The following is an 11436-nucleotide window of genomic DNA, read 5'->3' on the forward strand; positions in this document are numbered from 1 at the left end:
ATTCCCAACTTGTACCGATGAGCCTCCAGGAGGGAGACACCGCGGTCAGTCTTGGGCCCGTCGTTGGCACCTCGAACCACTCGAGGCACTTCCGCTTTGGGCTGAAAGCTTCGCCTTTTGGAAGCGAAGCCCGCGATTATTGCAGGCACTTCTGCCGATGTCAACCGACCGATTACATCACTGCGCGCTGGCACTAGACTCCGGGGCGTGCGCGCCACTGTCAGAACCCATCTTTCGCCTCCGTCTTCCACTCGCCGCAGCCTTCTGGGAGGCGCAGCTGCCGCGCTGGCGTTGGGCCTCGCGGGCTGCGGGAGCGCAACGCCGATCCCGGACACCGGCCGACTGCGGCGCGTCGCCGAGGCGCGCTGGGCGCACCGGCTACATATAGAAGGGACCACAGCGGGCGGCCTCTCCGGCATCGACTACGACGCCTCGCGAGGTGAGTACCTGCTCATCAGCGATGACCGGTCAGACCTGGCACCCGCTCGTTACTACACCGCCCGCTGGCCCCAGCCGCAAGCCGCTCAGCCAGAGCCGACGGGCGTTGTTCAACTGCAACGCCCCGGCGGTGGCCCCTGGCCCGACCGCCGCCACGCGGTCGAGGGACTCCCGGTTCCCGACCCCGAAGCCATCCGCCTGCGCCCGTCCACCGGCACCTTGCTCTGGACCAGCGAAGGCGACATCGCTCGATGTTTCGGCCCCGCACTGTATGAATCGACGCGTGACGGCCGCTTTTTGCGCGAGTTCGCCTTGCCCGCCATGTTCACGCCCGATCCGGCCCAGCGCCACGGCCCGCGCGACAACCTGACGTTCGAGGGCATCGGCCTCACGCCAGACGGCCGTTTCGCTTGGCTGTCGATGGAAAACGCCCTGATCCAGGATGGCCCCATCCCCACCACCCGCGCGCCCGGCGGCCCGTGCCGCTTCACCCAGGTCGACCTGGAAACCGGCCAGGCCACCCGCCAGATCGCCTACATTCCCGACGCCATCCCCCTGCGCCCTCTCATCCCCGGCAGTTATGCCGACAACGGTGTGAGCGAAATATTGATGCTCGATGCGCATCGCATGCTGGTCCTCGAACGCGCCTATGCCACCGGGGCCGGCAACTCGCTGCGCCTCTATGAAATAGACACCCGCGCCGCCAGCGACGTGCTTCAGGTCGACGCGCTCGCGCCAGGCAACCACCGGCCCGCCCCCAAGACCCTGGTGGCCGACTTCGCCGCGCTCGGCCTCTCCCGCCTGGACAACACCGAGGGCATGTGCTGGGGACCGCCGCTGGCCAACGGCAACCGCCTGCTGGTGGTCGTGAGCGACGACAATTTCAATCCGCTGCAAGTGACCCAGTTCGCCGCCTTCGAATACATCGACCGACCATGACCATCGCCGTGACCTTCCTGCCCCGCACCGCCCCCGCGCCGCTGCCGCCCGTCGCCTTCATCGGCGGCGGCAACATGGCCAGCGCCATCATCGGCGGACTGATCCAGCAAGGCACCCCGGCCGACGCGTTCGAGGTGGTCGAGCCCTTCGAGGCGGCCCGCACGAAGCTCGCGCAGTCCTTCGGCATCACGGCGCAGGCCGAGGCCGGCGAGGCGCTTTCGCGTTGCGCCGTCGTGGTGTGGGCAGTCAAGCCGCAGACCTTCGCCGAAGCCGCCAAACCAGTGCGCACCTTTGCCGCGGACGCGCTCCACCTGAGCGTGGCCGCGGGCATTCCGTCGGACAGCATCGCCCGCTGGTTGGGCACGGAACGCGTGGTGCGCGCCATGCCCAACACGCCCGCGCTGGTCGGCCAGGGCATGACCGGCCTGTTCGCGCGGCCGGACGTCACCGGCGCCGATCGCGCACTCGTCGGCCAGTTGCTGACGCCCACGGGCGAGCTGCTCTGGGTCGATGCCGAGCCGGCGCTCGATGCGGTCACCGCCATGTCCGGCTCGGGCCCGGCCTACGTGTTCTATTTCATCGAGGCGATGACCGAGGCCGGCGTCGAGATGGGCCTCACGCCCGACCAGGCCCAGCGCCTGGCCATCGGCACCTTCACCGGCGCCTCGGCGCTGGCGCACAGCGCGACCGAGCCGCCCTCGGTGCTGCGCGAGCGCGTGACCTCCAAAGGCGGCACGACCTACGCGGCGATCACCTCGCTGGAAGGCGCGGACGTCAAGGCCCAGTTCAAGACCGCCATCCGGGCCGCGCAGAAGCGGGCGGCCGAACTGGGCGAGGAATTCGGGCGCGGCTGAGCCCGATCAGGCCGCCAGTGCGCGGGGCCCGAGAAAGAACAACCACTCGGCCGCCAGCGTGACGGTGCCGTCCTCGAGTTCGAGCAGCACCTCTTCCTTCAGCAGGAAACCGTCATCCCCCTTGGGCGTAGCACCGAGGATGCGCACCCGTGCCCGAAAGCGCGCACCCACAGGCATCGGCCTGACGAAGCGCAGGCGGTCGAAGCCATAGTTCAGCGCGTGGTTCGAATCGAACGGCAGCAGCGTGCGCATGGCCTCGCCGGTCAGTCGGATCAGGTGCGAGACCTGGAAGAAGCCCGGCACGATCGTTCCGCCGTAGTTCGCCTCGCGGGCCGCGCGCTCCGGATCGAGGTGGATCCACTCGCCTTCGCCATCGCCCGAGAGCACTGCGTACCGGCCGACCATCTCCTGCGTGATGACGTGCCACTCGGACAGGCCCTCCTGGCCGATCTTCTGCGTCAGGCGGTCGAGCATGCGTGGCTCCTTCAACGGATGGCGTAGCCGGCGACGACACCAACAAACACCGTGAACCCCAGCCAGTGATTCAGCCTGAACGCCTTGAAGCAGCCGTCGCGCGTGCGATCGCGAATCAACCGCCAGTGCCAGAGCGCCTGCCCCGCCGCGATGGCGATCCCTGCGAAGAACAACATGCCCAGCGACCGGCTGGCACCGGCCCACGCCCACACCGCCAGGAAGATCGCGTAGCTCAGCATCACCGCCGCCACGTCGAAGCGCCCGAAGGTGATGGCCGAGGTCTTCATGCCGATCTTGAGGTCGTCGTCGCGATCGACCATTGCGTACTCGGTGTCGTAGGCCAGCACCCAGAACAGGTTGCCGGCCAGCAGCCATGCGGCGAACACGGGCACGGTCGACTGCACTGCCGCAAAGGCCATCGGAATGCCGAAGCTGAAGGCAATGCCCAGCACCGCCTGCGGGATCGACACAAAGCGCTTGGCGAAGGGATAGATCAGCGTGATGGCCAGCGCCGCGAAAGACCACAGCACCGTCACCCGGTTCGTGGTGAGCACCAGCCCGAAGGCCATCAGCGCCAACACAGCGCCAAGTGCGAGCGCCTCCTTGACCGAGATCGCGCCGCTGGTCACAGGTCGCTGGGCGGTGCGCTTCACATGGCGGTCGAAGTCGCGGTCGGCCACGTCGTTGACGCAGCAGCCCGCGCTGCGCATGAGGAAGGTGCCGAGCGTGAACACCACGACCAGTTGCCAGCCCGGCCAACCGCCGGCCGCGAACCAGAGCGCGCCCAGCGTGGGCCAGAGCAGCAACAGCCAGCCCGCGGGGCGGTTCCAGCGAATCAGGTCGAGGTAGAGCGCGAGACGGCGTGCGAGCATGCGGAAAAAGGCGGACGAAAAAAGAGCGGCCATTGTGCCGCTCTCGGTTTCGCTTCCCGGATTCCGGGATGCCTGCGAACTCAGTCTTCCAACAGCGAACGCAGCATCCAGGCGGTTTGATCGTGCACCGTGCAGCGCGCGGTCAGCATGTCGGCCGTCGGATCGTCGCCGGCCTCTTCCGCCACGGGGATGAATTCACGCGCGATGCGCGACACGGTTTCGTGGCCCTTGACCAGGATGCGCACCATCTCCATCGCCTTGGGTGGGTTCTGCGGCACGTCGGGCACGGTGGATATCTTGCTGAACTCGGCGTACGAGCCCGGCGCGTAGTGGCCGAGGGCACGGATGCGTTCGGCGAGCACATCGGTCGCGCCCCACAGTTCGGTGTACTGGCCCATGAACATCGCGTGCAGCGAGTTGAAGTGCGGGCCGGTCACGTTCCAGTGGAAGTTGTGGGTCGTGAGGTACAGCGTGTAGGTGTCAGCCAGCACGCGGCTCAGGCCTTCGGCGATGGCCGCGCGGTCCTGGCGCTCGATGCCGATGTTGATGATCGGCGCGTTGCGGCTGCCGGACTCCTGCGCGACGATGGCGCCGCCCTTCTTGGGCACCTTGCCCGAGGAAGGTGTCGACGCTGGCTTGGTTTTCTTTGGAGCTTTGGCCATGGCGAGTGGTCTTTCTTCAAGTTGAGAGGAACGGGTCGATTCTCGAAGCCGGCGCGCGGCTTCGCAACAGCGTCACTCTATCCCAGCGATCAACGATTCAAAACGCCCGGCACGTAGGCCAAGTTCGCGAATATCTCTATGACAGGCGCTTGACGCCCGGCAGCTCGCAGGCATAGATCGCATTGCGCAACGCGGCAATGGCCTCGTAGCGCGTGAAAGTGCGCCGCCATGCGAGCACGACGCGGCGCGTGGGCGGATCGCGGTCCTGCGCGTCACGCACCGGCAGATAGCGCACCATCTCGGAGTCCTTGCGGCCCTTGCCCTTGGGCTTGAGCGCCTCGGCCGGCACCGAAAGGCGCGGCACCAGCGTCACGCCCATGCCCGAGGCCACCATGTGCTTGATGGTCTCGAGCGACGAGCCCTCGAAGCTCTTGCGGATGCCTTCGGCATTGCTGGAGAAGCGGGCGAACTCGGGGCACACCTCGAGCACGTGGTCGCGAAAGCAGTGGCCGGTGCCCAGCAGGAGCATGGTTTCGCTCTGCAGCTCTTCAGAGGTAATCGATTCGCGTCCGGCGAACTTGTGATTGACCGGCAGCGCAGCCATGAAAGGCTCGTCGTACAGCGGCGCCATCGCCAGGCCCGTATCGGGAAAGGGCTCGGCCATGATCGCGCAGTCGATCTCGCCAGCGCGCAGCATCTCCAGCAGCTTGACGGTGAAGTTCTCCTGCAGCACCAGCGGCATCTGCGGCGTGCGCGCGATCACCTGGCGCACCAGGTCGGGCAGGAGGTACGGGCCGATGGTGTAGATCACGCCCAGGTTCAGCGGGCCGGCCAGCGGGTCTTTGCCGCGCTTGGCGATTTCCTTGATGCTGGCGGCCTGATCGAGCACGCTTTGCGCCTGCTGCACGATCTGCTCGCCGAGCGGCGTGACGGTCACTTCGCCGGCGCTGCGCTCGAAGAGCTTGACCTCGAGTTCGTCCTCGAGCTTCTTGATGGCCACCGAGAGGGTCGGTTGGGAGACGTAGCAGGCCTCGGCCGCCTTGCCGAAGTGCCGTTCGCGGGCTACTGCGACGATGTATTTGAGTTCTGTGAGAGTCATAGCTTGCGTCAATTATGCGCAAGCCTTCGTGACCCGGCGTTGTCAGGGGATACGAACACCAAGGCCGAGCGTCTCGCGCTCGCTGCTGTCGCAACCGGCTCTATCGGCGTAGATCCCGCCCCCCATGCGGGACAGCACACTAGGAACGAGACAGCGCGGCCAGTTTCTTTCTCGCGCTTTGCAGCAGGCCGAGTCGCTCGACAGGCAACTGCGCCTTGGAGTCCTTTGGCGCAATGATCTCGAACGTCGAAGCGGCGGCCAGTTTTGCTGCGAGTGCGTCCCGACCTGTCAGGTTGTTGAGCCTTGCCATCGAAATCACGTGCACCTGCAAATGCCGATGGAGGGTCTTGGACAGCTTCTGGCAGGCCGCCGTCATCGCCGCCTGGTCGGGCACCACTGCGCCATGCACGATCAGGACCTCGATGACGCTGTCATCGTCCTCTCCCAGGATGAAGGCGCGCACGATCGAGTCCTTGAACCTGGCGCGCAGCATGGAGCGGATCGGTTCCGCTGCAGCGAACGACTTCAGCGCGATGCTGCGCAGTTCGCGGTAGAAGACGAACGAGCGATCCACCTTGACGGTTTCGGGTTCACCTGCCGGCACCTTTTGCTTCGCGAGGATCCCGCTTGTGACGAGATGCTGCAACGTCTGTTCGACCACATCCGAATCCTGCTTCGTGCGTTGGGCCAGCTCGCTCGCCGAGAACGGGCGATCGGGGTCTGCATAGACGACCCGCATGAGCTGTTGCACGGCGGGGGACAAGAGAAAATCTGCAGCACTCACGGTCGTTCCGACTTGTTGGGTTTTCTGGGAGGCCCGGATTATGAAGTTGGTGGACTGACGTACCCGGACGCAGGCTTGTCAGCGAAGCCGCCGCTCCCGCCTGGAGGGCAATGCGTAGGCTGACCGCGCATCCATATGTGAATCACGAACCGGACTTCCTTGGGTGCTCGAGGCGCGCTCCAGCGGCCTCACCGTCACGGCCATCGTGCTGGCCGGCCTGGTGGATGACGACGATGCAACGCGGCGTCACATCACGCCGTGGCTCGGTCCACCATGCGCTTCAACGCATCCTGGTCGAGTACCGTCAAGGCGTTGTATTCGAGGCCAATGACGCCGGCGTTCGCAAGTGCCTTGAGTTCCTTGTGGATCGCTTGCCGATTGGCCTGCAGGATCTCCGCGAGATTCGACTGCGACAACTGCAGACGAACGCCACCGCCCTCGGCAATGCGATTGCCGTAGAGCGCTGCCAGGCGCTCGATCGTGGAGGCCACGCGTCGCCGCAAGGCGCCTTCGATCTGGCTGCGCAGCATGCCGACGTGACCGGCTTGCTGGCGCACGATCATCAGCATCATCTCCTTCCAGAGAAACGGGTCCGCATCGAGTATCTCGAGGAGCAGGAGGGTCGGCATATGAATCGCCACCACCTCTCTGTGCGCACTGAAGTCATAGGCTGCACGCTCGGCGCTACCGAATGCCTGGGTGATGCCCATCATCACGCCGGGCCCCAACAGCATCAGGACGAATCGCTCGCGTTGCCGGAAAACACAGGCGGCCATCACCTCGCCCGAGATGAGCAGAAAGGTTTCGCCCGGGCCCTGCAGTTCGGACGAGAAAACATGACCCCGCGGATGACGCCCCACGTAGGAATGCGAAAGCAGCTTGTTCATCGCCGCAGGTGGCCAGGACGAGAACGCAGATTTCTCTCGCAGTGCAACCTCCATGAACACCAGCTCCGCGATGGATTGGCGAGCTCCGCTCATACGCAGATTCCGTCTTTCAGCAGCGCCGTCGGTCCGGAAATTTTCCTCAGCGCCGGCGGGTCCAGTATCAGGATGCCGTTGTACTGCGCCTCGACGACACCCAGGGCGACCCAAGTCGACATCTGTGCATTCACGGATTGCCGGCTGACCTGCAAGATATCCGCAAGGGTCTGCTGGGTCAGGCGAAGATGCACGGCGCTGCTGTCCTTCACCTGAATGCCATAAAGCGCAGCGAGTTGCTCGACGGTGGTGGCGAGCCTCTGCGCAAATGAGCCCGCGGTCTGGCCAGCCACCAGGTCGATCTGCATCCGCTCCTGCTGCAGGAGCATGCGGCTCATGTCTTTCCATCGCACCGGGTCCTCGTCAAGAAACGCGAAAAGCAGATGGCCAGAAATATGAATGGCAACCACCTCGTCGTTCGCGACGTATTCGAGGCGGCGGCTGCCAAGATCGAGCATGTAGGAGAAACCGAGGATGTGGCGCGGCCCTCGCAGCGCCCAGTTCATCCGGGCGTTGTCGCGTGGCGCCTCGACATGCAGAACGTGCCCGGACACGATCACGAAGATTTCAGGTTTGTCGACCTCGGCATCGGCCGACAGCGTGCTCCCGCGCTCATGCCAGCAGAGTCTGGAAGAGGCCATGAGTTGATTCAAGGCAAGGGGCGACCACTGCGCAAAACAGGGCATTTCCTGCAATGTGCGGCTCATCAATTCTTTATGGCTTGTACGAAGCTGGGTATCTGCCACATGGCTCTCCTGTTGCGGGCAACCATTCGCTTGACCTGCTTTCCCGAGCGGCGGCTCTCTTCGTGTTCTGGTGCCGGCGCTGCGCCCGCATTGGAGCATGGCCAATGCTTGCACAAAGACACCAGCACCCGTCCGGATGTTGGCTGCATGACGACTCAATGCATGCAGCATGCCGAGCGACATTAGCCGCATCCACATCAGCCGGAACGCAGTAGATCCACGTCGGAACCCACCAATATGACGAATCTTTAAAAAAAGATCGATCCGCCACGAATGCATGATGAGTTGCAGATCTTTTTCAAAGAAGATGCTGCGAGATGAATTCTTCTTTTGACCACCCGCCACAACAGGAACACGATGCAGCTTGTTCTACGCAATTTCAGAGAAAGCCAATGGCCAGGACTGAACCACGCCTGAGCGACAAGGAACTGATGGAGCGCACCTTGCGTGACATGCCGGCCTTTGCCGCGTGGTCTTCGCTGAGCATGAGCCGCCTCCTGGCAATCTCCAGATTGCAATGGCACGCGCGGGGAGACTCGTTGTCCGACAAGGACCGTGCGCCCGAAATGCTTGTGCTTGTGAGCGGAAGCGTTCTATACGTCGAACCCTCTGTCAGAGACCTTGACGCCGGAGCGCCTTGGACGCTCCTGGGTACCGGGTTGTTACTCGGCCTCCCCCATATGCTCGCGCTCGAAGAGCGCCTCTTCGAATACATCGCGAGCGACGACGTCGTTGCCATTCACATCGACGGAAATCTGCTCTTCGAACTGCTCGACAGCGATGCCACGCGATGGAAAGACATGGGCTATATGCTCATCTCGCAAGCCCTGAAACTGGGTGACCTGGCAAGCAGCCAGATGGCCGGACGACTTTCACGACGACTGGCTGAAACGCTCGAAAAGCTGGCTGAATCCCAGGGCACCCGCAGCAGCGAGAGCCATTCGATTCATCTGCGGGTGACTCAACGCGATCTGGCGGCCATCCTGCAGGTCAGCCGTCAATCCGTGAGCAAAGAACTGGCGGGGTTGAGTGTTTCCGGCGTGATCGAGGTGAAGTACAACGCCATCGTGGTTCTTGATCCCATTGCATTGCGAAAGATCGCCCGCCCTCCTGCGGTGCAGCAGGCAGCTCGCGCAGCGCCCCACGCCGTGGGAACTCGCGAGAACTCCGCCAAAGACATCGCCATCATGGAAAAAACGCTGCGTGGCAAGCAGGCGTTTTTGCCTTGGTCTGCCGCAGCAATGGCACGGCTTCTGGGCTCCTCGCGCCTGGAACGACATCCAAAGGGATCCGTCGTTTGGACTTCTCTGGGAGGAGTTGAGGAGTACCTCCTTGTCGTCTCGGGCCACGCATCGATCGGCCGTGTATCGCCCGAGGGCGAACGCTTCGTCTTGATACTTTTTGGGCCTGGTGACTTCTCGCACATCAAACCGACGAATTCGCTCAATCTACACCGCGACTACGGAAGCTACGACTGCATCGCCGAAACCGAAGTCATGACAATCCATATGCCGATGACCCTGATTCTGGAGACGCTCGACAGCGAACCCATGCTTTGGAAAGAAGCTTTGCTGATGTCCGAGCGCCTGCAGGAGTCGTACACCCAGACGGTCTACCGGCAGGTCACAGGCTCGTTGCGCGAGCGCCTGGCATCCACCATTCAGCGACTTGCGAAACTGCACGGCGTACGGGCCGAGCGCGAGGGCGCTACGCTTCTGAAGATATCGCAGGCAAGCCTCGCGTTGCTTCTGCAAGCAAACCGACAAGCGGTGAACAAAGAGCTCAAGGCATTGGCGGCCTCTGGTGCCGTCGCGCTGGGGTACAACGGCGTGACGGTGTTGGATGATGAGGCGCTGGGGCGTAACGCCAATCGATCCCGCGAAATTTAAGGCTCTCTTCTTCCTTCCGTCCAAAGCGGTGCGGTAGGAGGATTTGAATGGAGACGCCTGTGTACGGCGAGCCATGGTGCTGATGTCTGCAGCCTAGGCGCAGGCATCGGCGCCGTAGCCGTAGCCGTAGCCGTAGCCGTAGCCGTAGCCGTAGCCGTAGCCGTAGCCGTAGCCGTAGCCGTAGCCGTAGCCGTAGCCGTAGCCGTAGCCGCTACGCATTCTTCGATCAACGGCTTGCTATTTCAGAAATAAATCTGATGCTCTTGTCGCTTTCCATCAACACCTTTTTTTGCGATTCGGCCAGAGAGGTTTTTCACTTCCAAGCGCACGACAAGATGAACACGGGCTCCGGCACTTGGCAACGCGCTTGCATATGGCTTTTCGCCAGAACCCTGAAGCCTTCCGTATTGCATGGATGCCCGAATTCTCCGCGTCGCATGGCGTTGCTTCGACAGCACTGGAGGCACGGCGATTTGTCGACCATCAGTATGTAGATGGACGGATTCGTCAGAGATGCTCTTCTCGCTCGGCATCGAAATCTCCTTGTTTTCCGAGGATGCTTTCGGCAATGGCTGCGCGCAAGCTTGAGATGCGCCCCGTCGAGCCGTACCAAGCTGCTGCTCCATATGCTCCGCGCATGCAGCATCGACTCGGGCCCGGAAACAGAGCCTTGTTGTTTTTCTCTGAGTGCAGTAGTAGAGGCGCAGCCAAGGGAAAAGACGCATCCATCTTTTTCTGGGGACGCGCACCAGGAAGCGCGGATCGGGCGAAAAATCAAACATCAAAATTCGTTTTGGCCGTAAAGGAAATATCGCTGAGGCGCCGCTACTGCCTTCCGTCGATCGAGAAGCGGGTTACCACTCATAGCCGACCCCCACGCCAAGATTGAAGCGCTGGCCCGCGTGAGCGCCATTGACCTTGTAGATCCACTTCCCGTCTTCGGAGCGCGCCGAATAGCCAAAGGCGATCGCAGCGTAGCCCGAGTAGGTGCCTGTACCGATCGAGACCAGACTCTTGCCCGGCGTCATCGCCTGCGGCAGGCTGCTCATTGCCGTAGCCATGGCAATCCCTGAGTACGCGATGCGCGCGACATTGCCGACCTGGCCTCGCACCTGGTTCAGCTGCTCGACGTTGACGGCGTCGTTCGGCAGGATGCCCGGTGCCACATTGCTGATGCGCGTGCCGCCCGGCGCCTGGCCGCCACCCAGCGTGATCTGGCTGTAGTTGATCGACCCGTCCGGGTTGGTCTCGTACTGCGCGCTGCTGGCCTTGGCTGCACTCGATGCGGCCTTCAGCTGCGCGACGTTGGTCGCATCGCTGTCGGCCGAGCCTGCCGCCACACCTGTGATCTGGCGGAACTGCCCGCTGGCTGCATCGCCTACGGACACCCCGGCCCGCGTGCTGGTCGTGGCCTTGATGGCCGCTTCCTGCTGCGCATTCGCACTGCCGGGGATGTAGCCGGCCACGCCTGCGCCTCGGGAAGCCACCGAGCCCGAACCCAACGCCACGCCACCGCTTTGCGTGACCACCGCGCCGAAGCCAATGGCTGTACCGCTGGTAGTGGCCTGCGAACCGGTGCCGATGGCGATGCCATTTTCCCCGGTAGCCTGTGCGCCAAAGCCCACCGCCACAGCTCCGTTGGCTGTGGCCTTTGCACCGTTGCCGGCAGCAAAGGAGTTGTCGCCGCTGGCCACCGATT

13 protein-coding genes are annotated in these 11436 nt (G+C 63.4%); 3 read left to right on the forward strand and 10 right to left on the reverse strand.

The window, feature by feature from the left end:
- Positions 1-207: 207 nt before the first annotated feature.
- Positions 208-1377 carry an esterase-like activity of phytase family protein gene (locus J2W23_RS28695; RefSeq protein ID WP_307651164.1) on the forward strand — a complete coding sequence of 390 codons (1170 nt, stop codon included), beginning with the start codon at positions 208-210 and terminating at the stop codon, positions 1375-1377.
- Positions 1374-2231 carry a pyrroline-5-carboxylate reductase gene (proC, locus tag J2W23_RS28700; protein ID WP_307651165.1) on the forward strand — a complete coding sequence of 286 codons (858 nt, stop codon included), beginning with the start codon at positions 1374-1376 and terminating at the stop codon, positions 2229-2231. The genes J2W23_RS28695 and proC overlap by 4 nt, the downstream gene beginning before the upstream one ends.
- A gap of 6 nt (positions 2232-2237) precedes the next feature.
- Here proC and J2W23_RS28705 read toward each other — a convergent pair whose 3' ends face one another.
- The 7 genes from J2W23_RS28705 to J2W23_RS28735 form a co-directional block, all read right to left on the reverse strand.
- On the reverse strand, positions 2238-2705 hold the full coding sequence (locus J2W23_RS28705) for a MaoC/PaaZ C-terminal domain-containing protein (protein ID WP_307651166.1): 468 nt from the start codon (positions 2703-2705) through the stop codon (positions 2238-2240).
- An 11-nt stretch (positions 2706-2716) separates the two neighbouring features.
- Positions 2717-3577 carry a 4-hydroxybenzoate octaprenyltransferase gene (gene ubiA / locus J2W23_RS28710; RefSeq protein ID WP_307651174.1) on the reverse strand — a complete coding sequence of 287 codons (861 nt, stop codon included), beginning with the start codon at positions 3575-3577 and terminating at the stop codon, positions 2717-2719.
- An 80-nt stretch (positions 3578-3657) separates the two neighbouring features.
- Entirely contained in the window at positions 3658-4239 is a 582-nt protein-coding gene (locus J2W23_RS28715) for a Dps family protein (RefSeq protein ID WP_307651167.1), read from the reverse strand.
- 136 nt (positions 4240-4375) lie between these two features.
- Entirely contained in the window at positions 4376-5338 is a 963-nt protein-coding gene (locus J2W23_RS28720; RefSeq protein WP_176661727.1) for a LysR substrate-binding domain-containing protein, read from the reverse strand.
- 139 nt (positions 5339-5477) lie between these two features.
- Positions 5478-6122 carry a hypothetical protein gene (locus J2W23_RS28725; protein WP_176661726.1) on the reverse strand — a complete coding sequence of 215 codons (645 nt, stop codon included), beginning with the start codon at positions 6120-6122 and terminating at the stop codon, positions 5478-5480.
- 251 nt (positions 6123-6373) lie between these two features.
- The gene (locus tag J2W23_RS28730; RefSeq protein ID WP_307651168.1) at positions 6374-7102 is read right to left on the reverse strand and encodes a Crp/Fnr family transcriptional regulator; all 729 of its coding nucleotides are present in this window, start codon (positions 7100-7102) and stop codon (positions 6374-6376) included.
- The gene (locus J2W23_RS28735; RefSeq protein ID WP_307651169.1) at positions 7099-8193 is read right to left on the reverse strand and encodes a Crp/Fnr family transcriptional regulator; all 1095 of its coding nucleotides are present in this window, start codon (positions 8191-8193) and stop codon (positions 7099-7101) included. Before J2W23_RS28735 ends, J2W23_RS28730 begins: the two co-directional genes overlap by 4 nt.
- A 47-nt stretch (positions 8194-8240) precedes the next feature.
- Here J2W23_RS28735 and J2W23_RS28740 point away from each other — a divergent pair, with 47 nt between their 5' ends.
- Complete coding sequence (locus tag J2W23_RS28740) at positions 8241-9737, forward strand: Crp/Fnr family transcriptional regulator (protein WP_176661723.1); 1497 nt, start codon at positions 8241-8243, stop codon at positions 9735-9737.
- 93 nt (positions 9738-9830) lie between these two features.
- On the opposite strand, the gene J2W23_RS28745 is transcribed toward J2W23_RS28740, so the two are convergent.
- The 3 genes from J2W23_RS28745 to J2W23_RS28755 form a co-directional block, all read right to left on the reverse strand.
- The gene (locus tag J2W23_RS28745; protein WP_307651170.1) at positions 9831-9956 is read right to left on the reverse strand and encodes a hypothetical protein; all 126 of its coding nucleotides are present in this window, start codon (positions 9954-9956) and stop codon (positions 9831-9833) included.
- Positions 9957-9979: 23 nt separating this feature from the next.
- A complete protein-coding gene (locus J2W23_RS28750; RefSeq protein WP_307651171.1) occupies positions 9980-10519 on the reverse strand; it encodes a hypothetical protein in 540 nt (179 codons plus the stop codon).
- Positions 10520-10591: 72 nt separating this feature from the next.
- The coding region (locus J2W23_RS28755; RefSeq protein WP_307651172.1) for a YadA family autotransporter adhesin at positions 10592-11436 on the reverse strand (845 nt) is incomplete at its 5' end.

This window comes from Variovorax boronicumulans, from assembly GCF_030812215.1.
GTDB lineage: Bacteria > Pseudomonadota > Gammaproteobacteria > Burkholderiales > Burkholderiaceae_C > Variovorax > Variovorax boronicumulans_C.

Coding starts and splice junctions, on each gene's coding strand:
- proC (WP_307651165.1), top strand. CDS start 1,374: ATGACCATCGCCGTGACCTTCCTGCCCCGCACCGCCCCCGCGCCGCTG.
- J2W23_RS28705 (WP_307651166.1), bottom strand. CDS start 2,705: ATGCTCGACCGCCTGACGCAGAAGATCGGCCAGGAGGGCCTGTCCGAG.
- ubiA (WP_307651174.1), bottom strand. CDS start 3,577: ATGCTCGCACGCCGTCTCGCGCTCTACCTCGACCTGATTCGCTGGAAC.
- J2W23_RS28715 (WP_307651167.1), bottom strand. CDS start 4,239: ATGGCCAAAGCTCCAAAGAAAACCAAGCCAGCGTCGACACCTTCCTCG.
- J2W23_RS28720 (WP_176661727.1), bottom strand. CDS start 5,338: ATGACTCTCACAGAACTCAAATACATCGTCGCAGTAGCCCGCGAACGG.
- J2W23_RS28730 (WP_307651168.1), bottom strand. CDS start 7,102: ATGAGCGGAGCTCGCCAATCCATCGCGGAGCTGGTGTTCATGGAGGTT.
- J2W23_RS28740 (WP_176661723.1), top strand. CDS start 8,241: ATGGCCAGGACTGAACCACGCCTGAGCGACAAGGAACTGATGGAGCGC.
- J2W23_RS28745 (WP_307651170.1), bottom strand. CDS start 9,956: ATGCGTAGCGGCTACGGCTACGGCTACGGCTACGGCTACGGCTACGGC.
- J2W23_RS28750 (WP_307651171.1), bottom strand. CDS start 10,519: ATGTTTGATTTTTCGCCCGATCCGCGCTTCCTGGTGCGCGTCCCCAGA.